Origin of the sequence: Caballeronia sp. SEWSISQ10-4 2, assembly GCF_030464885.1 — a bacterium.
Classification (GTDB): Bacteria; Pseudomonadota; Gammaproteobacteria; order Burkholderiales; family Burkholderiaceae; genus Caballeronia.
In genome coordinates this window covers 41,358-58,795 of record NZ_JALPRJ010000009.1, presented here as the reverse complement: position 1 = coordinate 58,795, position 17,438 = coordinate 41,358, and the positions used below count along the sequence as shown (strand labels likewise).

General features: G+C 60.8%; 18 protein-coding genes. 6 read left to right on the top strand and 12 right to left on the bottom strand.

Annotation, left to right across the window (positions count from 1 at the left end):
- Nucleotides 1-5: 5 nt before the first annotated feature.
- Nucleotides 6-911, top strand: coding sequence for a 5'-nucleotidase (locus M0D69_RS08300; RefSeq protein ID WP_301781557.1), 906 nt, complete (start codon nt 6-8; stop codon nt 909-911).
- Nucleotides 908-1,738 (top strand): NADPH-dependent 7-cyano-7-deazaguanine reductase QueF, encoded by an 831-nt coding sequence (queF, locus tag M0D69_RS08295; RefSeq protein WP_301781556.1) that lies wholly within the window; start codon nt 908-910, stop codon nt 1,736-1,738. The genes M0D69_RS08300 and queF overlap by 4 nt, the downstream gene beginning before the upstream one ends.
- Before the next feature lie 345 nt (nt 1,739-2,083).
- Here the strand turns inward: queF and M0D69_RS08290 are convergent, their stop codons facing one another.
- From M0D69_RS08290 to M0D69_RS08280, 3 genes are read right to left on the bottom strand one after another with little or no spacing between them, the layout of a single operon-like run.
- A complete protein-coding gene (locus M0D69_RS08290) occupies nt 2,084-2,467 on the bottom strand; it encodes a RidA family protein (RefSeq protein ID WP_301781555.1) in 384 nt (127 codons plus the stop codon).
- Nucleotides 2,468-2,497: 30 nt separating this feature from the next.
- Nucleotides 2,498-3,979 (bottom strand): amidohydrolase family protein, encoded by a 1,482-nt coding sequence (locus M0D69_RS08285; protein ID WP_301781554.1) that lies wholly within the window; start codon nt 3,977-3,979, stop codon nt 2,498-2,500.
- A gap of 39 nt (nt 3,980-4,018) precedes the next feature.
- Nucleotides 4,019-4,927, bottom strand: a complete 909-nt coding sequence (locus tag M0D69_RS08280; protein WP_301781553.1) for a MurR/RpiR family transcriptional regulator — start codon at nt 4,925-4,927, stop codon at nt 4,019-4,021.
- Nucleotides 4,928-5,083: 156 nt separating this feature from the next.
- Between M0D69_RS08280 and M0D69_RS08275 the strand changes: the two genes are divergently transcribed.
- Entirely contained in the window at nt 5,084-6,358 is a 1,275-nt protein-coding gene (locus tag M0D69_RS08275; protein ID WP_301781552.1) for an amino acid deaminase, read from the top strand.
- Here the strand turns inward: M0D69_RS08275 and M0D69_RS08270 are convergent.
- Together M0D69_RS08270 and M0D69_RS08265 are read right to left on the bottom strand one after the other, a co-directional pair.
- Nucleotides 6,355-6,843: a MarR family winged helix-turn-helix transcriptional regulator gene (locus tag M0D69_RS08270; protein WP_301781551.1), complete on the bottom strand. Its 489-nt coding sequence runs from the start codon at nt 6,841-6,843 to the stop codon at nt 6,355-6,357. The two genes, M0D69_RS08275 and M0D69_RS08270, sit on opposite strands and share 4 nt — an antisense overlap.
- Nucleotides 6,844-6,930: 87 nt before the next feature.
- On the bottom strand, nt 6,931-8,529 hold the full coding sequence (locus M0D69_RS08265) for an MDR family MFS transporter (RefSeq protein ID WP_301781550.1): 1,599 nt from the start codon (nt 8,527-8,529) through the stop codon (nt 6,931-6,933).
- Nucleotides 8,530-8,634: 105 nt separating this feature from the next.
- Here M0D69_RS08265 and M0D69_RS08260 point away from each other — a divergent pair, with 105 nt between their 5' ends.
- Nucleotides 8,635-9,477 (top strand): EcsC family protein, encoded by an 843-nt coding sequence (locus tag M0D69_RS08260; protein WP_301781549.1) that lies wholly within the window; start codon nt 8,635-8,637, stop codon nt 9,475-9,477.
- A 4-nt stretch (nt 9,478-9,481) separates the two neighbouring features.
- Here M0D69_RS08260 and M0D69_RS08255 read toward each other — a convergent pair whose 3' ends face one another.
- From M0D69_RS08255 to M0D69_RS08235, 5 genes are all read right to left on the bottom strand, one after another.
- Nucleotides 9,482-10,414 (bottom strand): alpha/beta hydrolase, encoded by a 933-nt coding sequence (locus M0D69_RS08255; RefSeq protein WP_301781548.1) that lies wholly within the window; start codon nt 10,412-10,414, stop codon nt 9,482-9,484.
- A gap of 97 nt (nt 10,415-10,511) precedes the next feature.
- Nucleotides 10,512-10,973: a CHRD domain-containing protein gene (locus M0D69_RS08250; RefSeq protein WP_301781547.1), complete on the bottom strand. Its 462-nt coding sequence runs from the start codon at nt 10,971-10,973 to the stop codon at nt 10,512-10,514.
- A gap of 313 nt (nt 10,974-11,286) precedes the next feature.
- Entirely contained in the window at nt 11,287-11,814 is a 528-nt protein-coding gene (locus M0D69_RS08245; protein ID WP_301781546.1) for a porin, read from the bottom strand.
- Nucleotides 11,815-12,041: 227 nt separating this feature from the next.
- Nucleotides 12,042-12,884 carry a GSU2403 family nucleotidyltransferase fold protein gene (locus tag M0D69_RS08240; protein ID WP_301781545.1) on the bottom strand — a complete coding sequence of 281 codons (843 nt, stop codon included), beginning with the start codon at nt 12,882-12,884 and terminating at the stop codon, nt 12,042-12,044.
- Nucleotides 12,881-14,014 (bottom strand): RpiR family transcriptional regulator, encoded by a 1,134-nt coding sequence (locus tag M0D69_RS08235; protein ID WP_301781544.1) that lies wholly within the window; start codon nt 14,012-14,014, stop codon nt 12,881-12,883. Before M0D69_RS08235 ends, M0D69_RS08240 begins: the two co-directional genes overlap by 4 nt.
- Before the next feature lie 194 nt (nt 14,015-14,208).
- Between M0D69_RS08235 and M0D69_RS08230 the strand changes: the two genes are divergently transcribed.
- Together M0D69_RS08230 and M0D69_RS08225 are read left to right on the top strand one after the other, a co-directional pair.
- Nucleotides 14,209-14,673 carry an antitoxin Xre/MbcA/ParS toxin-binding domain-containing protein gene (locus M0D69_RS08230; protein WP_301781543.1) on the top strand — a complete coding sequence of 155 codons (465 nt, stop codon included), beginning with the start codon at nt 14,209-14,211 and terminating at the stop codon, nt 14,671-14,673.
- 8 nt (nt 14,674-14,681) lie between these two features.
- Entirely contained in the window at nt 14,682-15,149 is a 468-nt protein-coding gene (locus M0D69_RS08225; RefSeq protein ID WP_301781641.1) for an RES family NAD+ phosphorylase, read from the top strand.
- Nucleotides 15,150-15,557: 408 nt separating this feature from the next.
- On the opposite strand, the gene M0D69_RS08220 is transcribed toward M0D69_RS08225, so the two are convergent.
- Together M0D69_RS08220 and M0D69_RS08215 are read right to left on the bottom strand one after the other, a co-directional pair.
- A complete protein-coding gene (locus M0D69_RS08220; protein WP_301781542.1) occupies nt 15,558-16,094 on the bottom strand; it encodes a single-stranded DNA-binding protein in 537 nt (178 codons plus the stop codon).
- A gap of 82 nt (nt 16,095-16,176) precedes the next feature.
- Nucleotides 16,177-17,379 carry an MFS transporter gene (locus M0D69_RS08215; protein ID WP_301781541.1) on the bottom strand — a complete coding sequence of 401 codons (1,203 nt, stop codon included), beginning with the start codon at nt 17,377-17,379 and terminating at the stop codon, nt 16,177-16,179.
- Nucleotides 17,380-17,438: the final 59 nt, after the last annotated feature.

Here is a 17,438-nt window from a genome sequence, read left to right as displayed (position 1 = left end):
CCCGCATGGCTTTCACGCTGGACGACAAACTGGTGGTCGCGATTTCATCGCGGGCGCTGTTTGACTTCGAAGAAGAGAACGGAGTCTACGAGACCGGCGATTTGCGCGACTACGAGGCACTGCAGCGCTCACGGCTGAACGTTCCGGCGAAACCCGGCATTGCGTTCTCGTTGATCGAGAAACTGCTTGCGCTGAACGTGGCTGGCGAGCGGCGCGTGGAGGTGGTGATTTTGTCGCGTAGCGATCCGATCAGCGGTTTGCGCGCGTTCAGTTCGTGCAAGGAACATGGCTTGGCGATCGAGCGCGGTGTCTTTACGCGCGGTGAATCGCCGTTCCGGTATCTGGAGCCGTTTCGCGCGTCGTTGTTCCTGTCAGCCAATTCGGTTGATGTCCGCGATGCCCTCGCCGCCGGCTTCCCCGCCGCGACGGTCGTGCCGCGGGCACCGCTCGCCGCAAGCCGGTATCCTGATGAAATTCGCATTGCTTTCGACGGCGATGCCGTGCTTTTCTCCGACGAAGCCGAGCAGGTATTCCAGGCCAAGGGTTTGCCTGCGTTTGTGGAACATGAGGTCGGCAAGAAGGATCTGGCCTTGGCGAACGGACCGTTGAAACCGTTGCTGGAAGCGCTGCACAAGCTGCAAAAACTCAGCCACGACACTACCCGGATGCGCATTCGCACGGCGCTGGTCACGGCACGATCAGCACCTGCGCACGAGCGGGCGATCCGGACGTTGATGGCCTGGAACATCGAAATCGACGAAGCGATGTTCCTCGGTGGATTGGACAAAGGTCCGTTTCTGGCCGAGTTCGAACCCGACTTTTTCTTCGACGACCAAATTGGCCATTGCGAGTCTGCCCGCGTCGTGACAGCGACGGGACACGTACCGAGTGGCATATCGAACGCATCATGAACACACCCGAACAATCTTCCCTTGGCAAGCCGGTCCAGTACACCGAACGGTACGATCCAACGCTGCTTTTTCCCATCGATCGGGCTGCTGGGCGCGAGGCTATCGGTGTGACCGCGCAGTTGCCGTTTTTTGGCACCGATATCTGGAATGCTTACGAGCTTTCATGGCTCAACCGCAAGGGCAAACCGCAGATCGCGGTGGCGACGTTCATCGTGCCGGCGGAATCGCCGAATATCGTCGAGTCGAAGTCGTTCAAGCTGTATCTCGGATCTTTCTCGCAGACGGCGTTTGATTCCATCGACGAGGTTCGGGCTGCGATTCGCAAGGATGTTTCCGCCACTTGCGGCGCGAACGTGTCTGTCCAGCTTGTCGCGCCTTACGAGTTTGCTTTGAAGCTGAAGATGGAGGAGTTCGAAGGGTTGTCGCTGGATCGGCTGGATCTGGATGCGGAGGTTTATTCGCCCGATCCTTCGCTATTGCGCGCGTCGTTTGGCGAAACGCCCGTCGATGAAACGCTATTTTCGAATCTGCTGAAGTCCAATTGCCCGGTGACCGGGCAACCCGATTGGGGCAGCGTGCAAATTCGCTATGTCGGCGCGCCGATCGATCACGCGGGACTGCTGCGATATATCATTTCTTATCGCGAACATACCGGCTTTCACGAGCAATGCGTCGAACGGATTTTCATCGACGTCATGCGGCAATGTAAGCCGGAACGGCTGGCGGTTTATGCACGCTATACACGGCGTGGCGGGCTGGATATCAATCCATTCCGGACCAATTTTAATCTGCCGTTGCCGGATAACGCGCGGCTGGCGCGGCAGTAGAATACGCGGTCGGCCAGTTTTAGCGGTTGCGGGCCAATCGCGCCTCGTTGGCCCGACTCGTCTTTCTCCTACTGATCAGTAAAAGTAAAAGTCGCAAGCGCTCGAACAACGCCCGGCTTCAAAATACCGGGGTGCCTGATGTAACGGGCAACCAACGGAACATGAGTGACGCCCGACATGGACCCGAGCGCGATTGAGCTTTTTAATTTGATGTCGAGTATTGCCTTTAATTATTTAAAAGTTACCCCAAAAAATTGAGACGCGCCCCGGGTTTATGAAAACCATCATTTTTATGAATGCAGGACGCATCAATGCCAGATATAGAATCAGTTCAGCGCTTGATTGTTAAGTTCCTTGCTTATAAGCCACGCAATCAACTTCGACCTTGCAATCGATCACCATCGATGAAACCACGCAAGCGCGTGCCGGCGGGTGCTCACCGAAGTACTCCTTGAAAACCTTATTGAACGAAGCAAAGTCGCGCGGATCGTCGAGCCAGACGCCGCATCGCACGACATGCTCCGCGCCATAGCCCGCTTCTTTCAAAATCGCGAAAACATTCTGAATCGCCTTATGCGATTGGGCCACGATCCCGCCCTCGATCACTTCGCCATTTTCCATCGGCGTCTGGCCTGAAACATAAAGCCACCCATCCGCTTCAACTGCCCGCGAAAACGGCATCACCGCACCGCCTTGTCCCTTTCCACCTTCCACGCCATATCGCTTCATTTCAAAACTCTCCGAACAAAAGACTGAAAATCAAAAATGCCCTTGCGCGTCGAGTCTGGAACCCTCGCCACGCGCCACAAAATGCCCCGCCCTTAACCCTGTCACCGCACCGTCGAGATACGAAAGCACGCCATTCACCCAAACCGCATCGATACCATCGGCGACCTGCCGAGGCTCGGCGAACGTCGCGGTATCACGAACCTTGTCGGCATCGAAGAGAACCAGATCCGCGTGAAAGCCCACCCGCACCTGGCCGCGTTCCGGCAAGCCAAACCGTCGCGCCGATAATCCCGTCATCTTCCGCACCGCTTCCTCCAGCGGCACCAGCGACGTATCGCGTGCGTAATGCCCCAGGACCCGCGGAAACGCGCCCCACAAACGCGGATGCGGCAACGGATCGTTCGGCAAACCATCGGAACCGACCATCGTTGCCGGATGCGACAAGATCCGCCGCACGTCGTCTTCCGACATGTTGTGATAAACCGCTCCGGCCGGCTGCAAGCGCTTGCCCGCCTCCTGCTGGGTCACGCCCCACTCAGCCGCAATCGCGGAAATCAACTTCCCCGCCATCTCCGGATGCGGCTCCGACCACGTGATCGTGATGTCGATATCACCCGTGACCTGCTTCACATCGAGCGTCGATGAACTCCGGTTGTACGGATAACAGTCGCATCCCACCGGCTGGCCGTCACGCACCTTCTCGAGCGACTTCAAAACCTCCGTGCTACGTCCCCAGTTCGACGGCCCCGCGCACTTCAAATGCGAGATCACGACGGGAACACGCGCGTGCTTTCCGACCTGATACGCCTCGTCCATCGCCTCGAGAATCGCGTCGAATTCGGTTCGCATGTGCGTGGTGTACAACGCGCCTGCTTTGGCCAAAGGTTCCGCCAGCGCCATCACTTCTTCCGGCGGCGCACTGAACGCCGAACCGTAGGCAAGACCGCTGCTCAAGCCAAGCGCGCCATGCGACAACGCTTCTTCCAACTGCACGCGCATGCCGTCGATTTCCTGTGCAGAAGCCCCACGATCCAGCCGGTCCATATGGTTGTTCCGCAACGCCGTGTGCCCGATCAACGCGCCTACGTTCACGGCCGGCCGCGCCTGGTTCACCGCATCGACATAGGCGGCAAAGGTCGGATACTGAAAGTCATCGGACGCGCCGAGCAAATTCATCGGATCGGGCGGATCACCCTTCAACGTCACCGGCGACGCGCTGATCCCGCAATTGCCGACGATCACCGTCGTCACGCCCTGCGATATCTTCGGCAACATCTGCGGCGAGCGGATGACGTGGGTGTCATCGTGCGTATGGACATCGATAAAACCCGGCGCCAGCACACGCCCCTCGGCCGCAACGACGTTCTCGGCCGTCCAGCCATCGAGCGCGCCGATCGCCACGATCCGGCCATCCTTGACCGCCACATCGCGCTCGACCGCCGGCGCGCCCGTTCCATCGATCACCCGTGCACCTTTGATCAGCGTATCGACGTGTTCACTATCCGATGCCATGCTTCATCTCCTAAAAATTCACGCGTCGGCCGAGCGTGCTCAATCGCCCAAAGGCTGACGCTGGTCGCTGCCGCCACGATGCGCGTCCAGCGCGTGTTTCATGCGCCGCAAAAGCTCGCGGCTCGTATCGCCCTGCTTCACGGCAAGTTCGGTGACGAGCAGGTCAAGGGCCATCAACATGGCGTATCGCGACGTCGACGGCTTATAAATAAAGTCCGTTTCATTCGCGATGATCGGAATCAGCCAATCGGCCAGTTGAGCCAGTGGTGAAACGGGCGCAGTCAGCGCAATCACCCGCGCGCCGTATTCACGCGCGATCCGGCAACTCTCCACCATCTCGGGCGTGTGCCCCGTCACCGATAACGCCACCACCACGTGCTCGCGCGACAGCGTCGCGGCGACCATCCGCTGCAACAAGCCATCCTGATACGACGCCACCGGCCGCCCCAGCCGGACCAGGCGAAATCGCATTTCATCGGCTAACGCGGTCGAGCCTCCGCCCATGCCGAACACGTAGATCATCCGTGCATCGGCGAGCGCATCGGCGGCGGCTGCGATAGGCGCGGCTCGCAGCGCGCCGCGATTGTGGGCGAGCGTGGTCTGGATATCGTCGAAAATACGGGCAGCGAGCGAATCGGGGAGAGCGCCGGCGTCGTTGTCCTCGTAGGGGCCGCCACGCAAGAACCGCTGGCCGACGGCCGCCGCCTGCGCCAGCCGCAATTTCAGTTCGCGCACGTCCTGACACCCGACGGCCTTCGCGAAGCGAGTCACAGTGGCAATGCTGACCTCGGCTTTTTTCGCGAGCGCACCAATGCTGGCGCGCGACGCACCCGTCAAATCGTCGAGAATAAGCGCCGCGACCTTGCGCTCTGCCGTGCGCAATTCGGGCGCGCGCTCGGTGATCCGGGCGACGATGTCGAAAGCAGCCGGTTCGGACGAAACGTTCATGAAACCCCTTTTGGCATGCTTGGTCCTGCTTGGTACTAAATAACAATGTCTCGGGCATCGTACTTTCTGTACCATTGTCGCGTCAACTTCGGTATCAATCGAGTACAGCCAAATAAGCCCCCGACTCTATACAAACGAACGATGGAGTAGCAGCACATGAAAGTTACAAACTATCAAATCGCGACAATCGACCCTTTTGGCAAGGGTCTCGGCATGGTGCCGGGTGTCAGCGTGCATCTCGTGGATGCTGCACGTCTCGACTGGAATTTGCTGGATGAGGATGTGAGTCTGCCGGCCGCGGTGCTGTATGCGGACCGGATCGAACACAATTTGAAATGGATGCAGGCGTTCATGGGGGAATACGGCGTAAAACTCGCGCCGCACGGCAAGACGACCATGGCGCCGCAACTGTTCAGACGCCAGCTCGAAGCCGGCGCATGGGGCATTACGCTCGCCACCGCGCATCAAGTGCGCGCGGCGTATCGCGGCGGTGTGCAGCGCGTGCTGATGGCAAACCAGCTGGTCGGCAAACGCAACATGGGCATGATCGCGGAATTGCTCTCCGATCCCAGTTTCGAGTTCCATTGCCTCGTCGATTCCGCCGATAACGTCGACCAGCTCGGCGCGTTTTTCAGCGATGTGAACAAGCAAATCAACGTGCTGCTCGAACTGGGCGTGGCGGGCGGCCGAACGGGTATTCGCGACGACGCGCAGCGCGATGCGGTGCTTGCAGCCATTGCACGCTGGCCCGAGACCGTGAAGCTCACTGGCGTCGAGTTATACGAGGGTGTGCTGCAGGACGAAACGAAGGTGCGGGCGTTTCTGCAGCACGCGGTGGACGTGACGCGCGCGCTGGTCGCCGACGGCAAGATCGAACGCAAGCCGGCAATCCTGTCGGGCGCGGGATCGGCGTGGTACGACGTGGTCGCCGATGAATTCGCGAAAGCGAATAGCGACGCTATCGAAGTGGTCCTGCGTCCGGGCTGTTATCTGACGCACGACGTGGGTGTGTACAAGAAAGCTCAGAACGAGATTTTCGCGCGCAACCCGATTGCGAAGAAGATGGGCGAAGGCTTGAAACCGGCGCTGCAATTGTGGGCCTATGTGCAGTCGATTCCGGAGCCGGACCGAGTGATCATCGGCCTGGGGAAACGCGATGCCGCCTTCGACGCCGGCATGCCCGAACCCGCTCGCCACTTCCGTCCCGGCACGCAATGGCCGCGTGACGTGGCGCCGGGCGAAGGCTGGGAAATCTTCGGCATGATGGACCAGCACGCGTACCTGCGGATCAAACCGGGCGACGACATCAAGGTCGGCGACATGATCGCGTTCGACATCTCGCACCCGTGCCTGACCTTCGACAAATGGCGCCAGATTCTTGTCGTTGACACGAAGTATCGTGTGAAGGAAGTGATCGAAACGTCGTTCTAGGCGTCGTCGGGAACGGCGTTGTTCGGGTGGTTCGCGTCGTTCACTTCAGTGGTTCCGGCGGCAACTTCCTGGATGCGCTGCTCCAGCGCGCGCAACGCGCCGGAGAGCGCCGTCACGGCGTCGTCGGGAAGCGTCGACAGCGTATCGTGCAGGAACGCATTGCGACGCGGCATGCCGGCTTCGGTGACCGCGCGGCCGGCATCGGTGAGAATGACGTTCGATACACGGTTATCACGCTGATCGACACTGCGCGCAATCCAGCCGAGCGCCTCCAGCGTTTTCAACTGCCGCGTGAGCGCGCCCGGGTCCACGCGCAGGCGCTCCACCAACCTCTTCTGCGACAACTCGCCCGCATGCTGATGCAGCGCGAGCAGGATGCGCCAGCGCGGCATCGGCTGGCCGACCTGCGATTCGAACGCCTGCATGAACGCACGATAAGTGCGTCCGAACTGCTGTATGAAGGCGATACGTTCCGTTTCGTCCATGCTGATTGGTTCCCGGCTGACTGATGTGATGCTGCGTGTTTCCAAGTCCTGCATACCCGTGGTGCTCTGACCTTTGCGCGCTTCAGTTTATTCCGCCATGACCGCCGGTTCGATCTTCGCGCCCTTCAAGCGCACCGGCGGCACGCGACGCGATTGCCAGACGGCCAACACGGCGACCACCGCCGCCACCGCGAGCCCGATGTGAATCGCCGCGACCAGCGACTCGCGTGCCGATTCCAGCAGCATCGCGCCGTTATGACCGGCGGTGGCGAGTTGCGAAAGCAGCGTGGTTTGTGCTTCGTGGTTGATCAGGATCTGCGGATCGCTCAGGTCGCTGAACCAGTGGCTGGCGCTGTCTTTATCGAGTGAAAGCTGCACGCCGCTCGCGTACAGATGGCTGACCAGCGTCCCGGTCAACGCCGTGCCGATCATCCCGCCAATCATGCGCAGCGACTGCAGCAACGCCGTCGCAATCCCCAGATGCTCACGCCCCGCGGTCAGTTGCGCGAACACGGTCAGGTTCGGCATGACAAAACCCAGCCCCAATCCGCCCAGCACCATGAACGTCATCAACAGCGAACGCGGCATCGAGCGCGTGGCGATCACCACGCCAAGACACGCCACCGCGAGCAGCGCGAAGCCGACAAACAGCATCGCGTTGGGATTCTTCACACGCGTCACGATCCGGCCATTCACGATACTGCCGATCGTAACGAACACGACCAGCGGAGTAATCATCAGGCCAGCGTCTTTCGGCGACATGCCAAAACCGCCCTGAAACAGCAGAGGCGCATAAAACATCAGCGAAAACATCGTGAAACCGCCGAGTATCGACAGCGTGAACAGCGCTGACAGGCTCTTGTTGCGGAACATATCGACGGGAAGAATGGCGTAATCGCAGCGCCGTTCCCATTTCCACAGCGCGAAGCCGGACGCAACGCTCACGGCCAGCAACGTCAGCGAACCCGCCGATAACCCATGCTTCGGTAACATTTCGACGAACAATTGCAGCGAGCCCAACGCAATCGCGATCAGGCCTGCGCCTTGCCAGTCCAAGCGCATCTTGCCTTCGTGCTTGACGTGCCGAAGATGCGGAAGGAAGCGCCAGACGAAAAACACCGACAGCAGGCCGACTGGCAGATTCACGTAGAACACGGAGCGCCAGCCGTAGTATTGCGTCAGAATCCCGCCAAGCGAGGGACCGACTGCGTTCGCAATACCGAACGCCGAACTCATCATTATCTGCCAGCGAAGGCGCACGACGGAGTCAGGAAACAGATCGGCGATACAGGCGAACGCAGTGCCGACCAGCATGCCGCCGCCAATGCCCTGAAGGCCGCGCGCGAGCACGAGGAACAGCATGTTATTGGCGAGGCCGCAGAGCGCGGACGCGACGGTGAACACGACAATTGACGCAATCACGAACGGTTTGCGACCGTAATAATCGCCGAGCCGCCCGAAAATAGGCACGGTGACCACAGAGGTGAGCAAGTAGGACGTGGCGACCCAGGCGTACAGGTCGAAGCCCCTGAGTTCGGCGACGATTGTCGGCAACGCCGTGCCGACCACGGTTTGATCGAGCGCGACCAGCATGGTCACGAAACAGATGCCCAACATCGCCATCAGCGATTCGCGAAACGGGAGCACTTGTCCCGTGGAGTGGTGCGCGGCTGTATGAACGGCCATTTTTTGATACCGCAATGATTGACATGTCAACAGAACGGGAATCATAGCACGGTGAAAGGCTCTAATCCAAGGCCAGACGCCTTCTCAACCTTTTCGAAATTCGCCATGCAACCGACGCCAATCGCCGCTTCACCCCTCTCGCAGGAAGATCTCGCTTCCTTGCGCCGCGCCAAGGAAGCGCTGGAAAGCCCGTCGCTCACGATGAAACTCGCGAGCGTGGTTGGCTCGCCGATCGAAAAGCTGATGGCGCGGATGCCGAACATTGCGCAAGAGAAAATCGACGACGCGACGCAGGCCGCGCTCAAGAAATGCCTTCAACTTGCGCTGCGCACGCTGAGCAAAAGTACGGTCGACGGCGTCGTGCTGCCGCCCGAAAAACCGCACAATTTGATGCACAAGCTGGCCGTCGCGACGACGGGCGCGGCGGGCGGTGCGTTCGGGCTGTTCGCGTTGCCGGTGGAATTGCCGGTCACGACCACGCTGATGTTTCGCTCGATTTGCGACATTGCGCGCAGTGAGGGCGAAGACGTGCACCTCATCGATACCCAGTTGCAATGCATGATGGTGCTCGGCATGGGCGGCCCGAGTTCAAGCGACGATAACGCCGATATCGGTTACTTCATCGTGCGCGGGACCTTGGCGCAGTCGGTATCGAAGGCGACGAACGAGATTGCCGCGAAGGGCTTGAGCGGACATGGCTCGACGGCGTTGCTCAAGTTCTTGCAGACGGTGGCATCGCGGTTTTCCGTGCAGGTCAGCGAGCAAGTTGCCGCCAAGTCGATTCCGGCGATCGGCGCGGTGCTCGGGGCCATGGTCAACACGGTGTTCATCGACCATTTCCAGCAGATGGCGCACGGACATTTCACCGTGCGCCGACTGGAGCGCCAATACGGGCAACTGGCCGTGGAGCGTGCTTTTCAGACACTCGATATAGGCAGCGGCAGATAAGCGCCTACAACACTTCCGCGGTTTCGGCCTGCCGCATCGTGACCCGGCGCACGAAGCTAGCCGCTTGCTCCAGCGCCTGGTTCGCCTCCGGCACGAACGGCGCGAAAATCTGGAAAACGTGCGGCATCTTCGGCCAGACCTCGAGATCCACAGACACGCCCGCGGCACGCGCTTTCTCCGCGACACGCGTGGAATCGTCGAGCAGCACTTCGGTATCGCCGACCTGGATGAACAGCGGCGGCAAACCGTCGAACCTTCCATATAGCGGCGATACGTACGGGTTACGAACATCGGCATCGCCCGCATAAAGCTTGCCCGCCGGTGCGAACGCCTTGCCGTAGAACATTGGATCGCGGCCATTGTTGGTCGTCATCGATGCGCCGGTCGCCGCCAGATCCGTCCACGGCGCGAACACTGCAGCGCCTGCGGGGAGGAAATCGCCCGCATCGCGTAAAGCCAATAACGTGGCGAGCGCCAGACCACCGCCGGCTGAATCGCCGGCTATCACAATGGACGCAGGCGGCGTGCCATCGGCCACCAGCTTTCGATACGCAGCCAATGCGTCGTCCAGCGCCGCAGGAAACGGGTTTTCGGGCGCCAGCCGGTAGTCGAGGGAAAAAGTGCGCGCGCCTGAACGGCGTGCGAGGGGGAAGACAAGCCCGCGATGCGTCGCGGGCGAGCAAAAGTAATAACCGCCGCCATGCAGATACAGGATCGTGGTCCGGGACGGCTTATCGGGCAAAAGCCACTCGCCGCGAAGCGGGGCATCGTTCTGGCTGTATCGCTCATCGAGACGCCAGCCCGGTGGCACTTTCGGCAACCACGCCCGCTTCGACGTCAACGCCCGCGCCCGTGCGACATTAATACTTGGCTTGCCCGTTTCGGGCCGCATCCGGCGACGTAAAACCCAGCAGGCCAACGCACTTTGCCAACTCATAACGGTTCCTCGTTTCGATGAACGTCAATAGTACGATCGCTCTCGAAGCCGCGTGTAGAGAAGGCCGCCGTGCGTTGCTTGCAATAAAACCGCTACTTCAGTTCGCCGGCATCACCTGACCACGGATCTCTCCGGTCGGGTTCTTCTCGGTATGGATATTGAAGTAGTACTGGCCGGCCATCAGCTCATTAGCCTGTTCCTCGGAGAGCGTGGCCTGACCCGTGATCGGACTAGGCAACGCGTTCTTGTCGATAGGAACCTGCACCTTGGCGTTCTGGCCGACCGGCGCGGGGCCGTGGAAATGCGCCATGGTCGCGGGGCCGGACAAGTCGGCGTACGTCACGGTCCACTGCAGCGTCTTGGTCGTTGTGTCGAAGGCGGCTTTTAACTGCCCGTGACCCTTGCTCACACGCGGTGGCACTTCACTCGATGGTTGCAGATTCGCTTGCAATGCGACGGTGTCGGCGAACGCCGAGCTCGACGCCAGGGATGTTACTGACGACATCAACACCACGCTCAAACTCAACACGCTGTTACGCAGACTGAATCTCGTGAACATACTTGCTCTCTCCTGGATGACTGACGAGTGGACGAGTTGTCTGCTTATCGCCGTGCAGGGCGAGAGTAATAAGCACAGGCTCATCGACGCCTCATGGTAGTGCATTTTCCGTGTCAAGCCTGCGCGCGTGAACCCGGGTAAGCAATGGCGGCCCGGAAATGCGAAAAGGCGCCGCGAGGCGCCTTTTCGTTAAAGCACAAAACCTGCAGCATTAGAAGCGGTGACGAAGACCCGCCGATGCCACCACTTGGTTGCTGTGCACTGCGCGTGCGTTCAAGCCATACACTTGAGCCGCCGTATCGCCGTCCGTCAGCTATACAACGCATTCAGCATAGATGTCCGTACACTTGGACAATGCGTAGTCCGTCTGGAGGCCAACTTGATGGTAACGGGCGTGATCGTTGTTCCGATCTCCCGGAACCATGCCCTTGCGGTCCGTGTACGTGTAAGCCGCGCCAAGCGCCAGAGCCGGCGTAAGTGCGTAGCGTCCGTTCACTTCGTAGTTGTTGTAACGCAGCGTTGAATCGCCACCGACGAGCTGGAAGCGGCTTTGCGTCCACACTGCGCCACCCGTGGCCGTGGTGCTATTGCCATTCTGCACCTGCAGGTAAGCTGCGGCCACCTTTAACGGGCCATTCGCGTATTGTGCGCCAGCGCTGTAAGCGCGGTTGTTACCGAATCCACCCGCCTGGTTCGAGAAACCATAGAGGCCGCCGAATGTGAAGCCCGAGTAGTTCGCGCTTTGGTACTTGACCGAGTTATTGACGCGGAACGAGTTGTCCGTGTTGTCGTTGTTGAACGGATGCGCGAAATACGTACCGCCCCAGCTGCCATTGGCCATCAACGGAGCAAATGTTAATCAACCTCGGCAACCTACTCCACGCCAATTGAATAGGACCAGTCCTAGAGTTGTACCAATCGTCCCGCATCTAGTCCGAGAGTTCGTCACCGACTGACACGGCAGGAGGACTACCCCATCGATGCCCCGACGCCGAAGCCTTGGTGGCCCCGCGAAAAATAACCGGTGTCGGATTCTGCGGCCGAGGTAGTGGCCGTCGTTCCTGTGGGCTAGTCGGCCTCGCCGAGAAGCTCTCCGAACCCGTTCTGGCACAGCTTGAGCATGTCGTCAGGCTCGATCCTGCGGTCCGTAGGGATCCTCACCGCTTCACGGATGATGTCGTTCACATTAGTGAATAGCGCTTTGACGCCCGCGCGAACGGATTTGCGTTGCGCAACCGTGAGCGTCCCATCTAGGCTCTTCCAGATCGGGATGAGGTCATCTTCAATCGCACCGTTGAAGATGTACATCGCATCGTAAATGTAGAGCACGTCCTGGGCGCGCTTTTCGCGGATCCGGTCTTCACGGATCAGGAGCTTCTGGACCATGAAGCTCACTGGGTTCGGGATGCGCAGGTCGGCCACGGCCTCGCCGAGGCCGGAATCCGCTGCGGGGATCGTCACGAGCCAAGGCTCATGCAACAGCACTTCAAGGTGACGCAGTTTCTGGGCGACGACGCCGGCATTGGCAACGGTCGCGTCCAGCTCGCGCTCTGTCCTCGACTTGTTGCGCCGCCAGCCGCTGCCCGTTAGCGGCGTAAGGAATTTAGCGTAGAACCCGTTGGCCTGCTCGCCGAGGGTGTAACGCATCGCAGGGGGCCGGAAACCACCCGCGAAATTCGGCTCCTCCTTGAACCCCGCGCCCTCGAGCGCTTTCTTGATATCGCCTTCGAGCGGCTCCCGTTCGGCGTAGGCTACATCGGCGTCCTGCGTGAAGACGGCCGCGTAGTCGGGCTTATAGGCGCGTGGCTCGTATTGGTAGAGCCGGTAGGCCCAGCCGCCAACGAACACGATCCTGGAACGCCAGGGTTCCAGAGTCATCGCGAGTTTGCTGAATTCGACGAGGTCGCTCAAGCACTGTCTCCGATCACGTTTGCGAGAATGCCGTGTTCAAGCTCGGCGGCCTGCTCGGCGCCGCGCGCCGGGTGAGCCGAGACATCGAGCCAAGTCTGGAGGATGTCCGTGACTGCTACGCCGTCGCGGAGGACCACGCCCCGCTGCAGCGTTTGCGGGAAGCTGGGCTGCTGCAGGATCAGATCGGGACGCTCGGCTTCCCGGGCGCGGCGCAGCGGGCGCCAGTCCTCGGCTGCCATCAGGTTGGGAACCCAGACAGTCGGCGGCACGCCCTGAACATGCCCATAGCCGAGCGCCTTGGCGGCGGCGAAAAGGCCAAGAAAGCCGGTCTCCTTTTTGAGGAGCTTTCGAAGCTGCTCGTCGGGTGCCGCCGGCGACAGGAACTTCATCGGCAGCGCGAGTGCCGGCTTCCGGTACTCGGCCTTCCAACGTTCCGCGAGCTGGCGACGTCGCACGATAGTCAGGAAGGTCGTGGACTCGAGGAAGCCCTCAGCTTTCAGGGCATTGAGCAGCCGTGTAGCCGTCATCGTAGAGACGCCGGCGGCGCGCGCGAGCTCGGTCGCGGTGCGGTATCGCACAGGATCGGCGGCGATCAGGTCCTCGCGCTTGATGTCGACCGCCAGCAGAAGCTTGAGCATCCACTGGAAGCGATCCGAGAACACCAGGCGCGGCGGCGCGCTGTGACTAGCCCGGTGCGAACTGGTCGACGCGTCGGGGCGCTCAAAAAAATGCAGACCCGGAAATTGGACATACCGGGCTCCGTCCATGGAAAGGACGGCAATGGGCTCTCCGTCGCCGTACTCCTTATGGAAATCTACAAGGCGTTCGACGAGAGACCGTGAGGCACTCCCAACCCAGATCAGTACGGCGGGCCGTACGTGGGATTTCTTTGCGCGCACGCGCGCCTCGAGCAGCGCCTGCGCAAAGAGCGCTGTGACACGATCAGATCGCCCTTCATTGAACGATTTGAGGACCGCGTAGTAGGCTTGGCCATGATCGCTAGACAGGAGGATGTCTTCCGGGTGATCCGACCCCGCAGCCACCGACATTCGCCATCCGGTGTCCTCGAACAATTCGCGGAAGGCGCACAAGCCGCGGCTCTCAGGCAATGTGTGCAGGAGTGGGTCCATAACACGCTCACGTGGCCACGTGAAATCACATGGCCGGTTGAAATCACATGGCCATGTTACATCTCTGTGGAAGAGCGGGCAATACATGGTAAATTCGCCGCATCAATACCACACCCATTTGGTATCTAAAAAACACTCAAACGGTTATTGTGATCAAATGAGCATTAGCGAGCAGTCAAACGGGAAGAGTCACTATGCACACGATAGACCACATCGGCACCAACGGCCTTGGAGCCCAGGAGCATGACTTCGAGCTTTTCGACATGCTCGATATGACGGAGCAACGACGCCGGATCAAAGAAGGGATGGAGCCTGAGGTCCTTGAGCGCCTCGCCAGGGATGTGCTGGGCGTGCCCGTGCTGGGGCTCGTCAAGAGCCTAGATCTTGCGCCCTCAACTCTGCAGCGCCGCATCAAGGCCGACAGACACGATCCCAACCGCCGTTTGTCACCCGCAGAGTCCGACCGCGTCGCACGCGTGCTGATCATCCTCAAGGCTGCACGTGAGTTCTTCGGCGACCAGAAGCTGGCGGTGGCGTGGATGAAGCGGCCGCTCGTGCAACTGAACCTCGATCGCCCGCTCGACGTCCTCGACACGCAACCCGGATACGATCGCGTGAAGGACATCCTGCTGCGCGCGAGTGCGGGAGTTACGGCGTGAACCTACACATGCTAGTGTCGGACGCTGACGGCGCGGGTCGCGACTACCTCGACGGGATGGGAGCGGCACTCGGCGGAGGGCGCTGGAGCCCGCGCGGCAAGCAGGCCATCTACACGTCCTGTCGCGCCTCGACCGCCCTGCTCGAGCTGCTGGTGCACACGGGCGGCATGCTGCCAGCCGCCGGGCGCCTCCACCTTGTCACGCTGGAGATTCCCGACGACTGCTACGAGAGCGCGTACGTGCCCGCGCCGCCACCCGGATGGGGAGAGCTGGCGCGCGACCCGCGTGCGACGGTCGCCATCGGCGTGCAATGGCTGGCGGCGCAGGAGCAACTCGCGATGCGCGTGCCGTCCGCGCTCAGCCCGCTCGACTTCAACGTCCTGCTGAACCCGCTCCACGAGGACATGGCCGCGGTCGAGGTCGTGTCGAAAGTGCCGTTCCTGCTCGACCCGAAGGCTTTCAGCGGCCTCGCCTAAAGCGGCCATATCCTTTTCGCGGCCACGCCGCACCCACCGCGCAACAGAAAACGCCGCCCGCCAGCCACCGCCCAGCGATTCAACGCGCAACGACTATTCACCGGCCGTACGATCTGGCCGCGGCGACGACCGGGCGCGAGAGACGAGGCGCGGGTAATCGATCGCGAGACGGCCGCCTTCCGCTTGCTGCAAAATAGCTGCTGCGCGTTTCGCGCAGCGCCTTTGTGACCAGTCATGACTGCGGCGCGCGTGACCGGCGGACCGCATAAGGCACCATCGGTGTCCCTGCGCGGCTTCACACCTAACGTTTCGATTGGGTAAAAAAGAACAGCCCCGAGAAACCCTTCCAAGTCATTGATCTGGAAGGGAAACCCGGGGCTGTCTTTACCGCTACGGCTGATGTTCCTTCTAGAAAGGAATATCGTCGTCCATTTCGTCGAAGCCGCCACCCGCCGGCGCGCTCGGACGGCTTGCGCCGCCACCCGCGGTTCCGCCTGCAGGACGCCCGCCCGCCGCTGCGCCGCCACGGCTCGCTCCGCCGCCGCCACTGCTGCGCTCGGCCGGTGCCCGGCTGTAGCCTTCATCGCCTCCACCGCCACCGCCTGCACCGCTGCGTCCGCCCAGCATCTGCATCTGTTCCGCGACGATCTCGGTCGCATACTTTTCGACGCCGGCTTGATCGGTGTACTTACGCGTACGGATCCGACCCTCGATATACACCGACGAACCCTTCTTCAAGTATTCGTTGACGATTTCTGCCAGCCGGCCGAAAAACGACACGCGATGCCATTCCGTCAGCTCCTTCATCTCGCCGGACGTCTTGTCCTTGAAACGATCGGTGGTCGCAAGACGAATGTTGGCCACGGCGTCGCCGCTCGGCAGATAGCGGGTTTCCGGATCGGCGCCGAGATTCCCGACGAGAATGACCTTGTTGACGGATGCCATGATTTCTCCTGTTGATTCAATTCAATTCAATTCGATCTGATGCGGTGTGCTCGCAACACGCGCGGCCAGAAACTCGAGCCGCCTAAGCCGTGCGCCGGACCTTCTGCGGCGGCGGTTTCATGTTCGCCGCCACGACCAGCCATGCAAAAACCAACCCTGAGCATGCGAAAAATACGGCGCTCTGCCCGTCTACTTTCAGCAGCCAGCCGCCGATCACCCCGCCTATTGCGAGGCCGATAGACTGCGTCGTGTTGTAAACGCCTGCCGCCGCCCCCTTCCTCGTGCCAGGCGCGAGTTTGGAGACGAGCGACGGCTGCGATGCTTCCAGCACGTTGAAGCCAAGAAAGTACACGAACAAAACTGCGGCCACTGACCACAGGGTATGCGGAGCGGCGCCGAGTAACAACTGGCCAATCAGGATAAGACCTATGGCGCTGACCATCACGGCCTTCATTTTCCCGCGTTTTTCCGCGGCAATGATAGCCGGCACCATCATCACAAACGCCAGTCCCATAACGGGCAAATAGACTTTCCAGTGCGCCGCGACCGGCAGGCCGCCGGCTTCCAGAATGCGCGGCACGACGAGAAACAGCGCCGTTTGCGTGGCATGCAATACGAGCACGCCGAAATTCAGGCGCAGCAATTCCACGTTGTGGAGCACTTCGGCAAAGGGCGCTTTGACGTGCACGGGCGGCGTGGGCGCGTCGGGCACGACCCAGATCACCACACCGACGGCGAGTATCGACAAGAAGCCGATCAGCGTGAACAGTCCGCTCATGCCGACCCACTCGAACACGATCGGCGCGCCCACGATCGCCACAGCGAACGAGACGCCGATGCTTGCGCCCACCATAGCCATGGCTTTTGTGCGATTTTCTTCCGTAGTCAGATCGGCGATAAACGCGATCACCGCCGACGACACCGCCCCCATCCCCTGAATCACGCGGCCGACGATAATCCATGTCATGGAGTGCCCGACCGCCGCCACGAAGCTGCCGATGGCGAACACGATCAGCCCGAACGCAATCACCGGCTTGCGCCCGAGCTTGTCCGAGACCCAGCCGTAGAAGATATACAACAGCGATTGCGTCACGCCATAAGCGCCCAGCGCAACGCCGACGAGCAGCACGTTGTCGCCGCCGGGAATGGTTTTCGCGTAGATGGAAAACACCGGCATGATCATGAAGAGACCGAGCATGCGCAGCGCGAAGATCGCGGCAAGCGACACGGTCGCACGCAACTCGGGCGCGCTCAGACGTGTGGACGTAGCAGACGGATTGGACATCGGGACGAGGTAATGTGGAAACGCGTCTGGCCGTGCGCGAGGACGCGGAACTCAAGCAC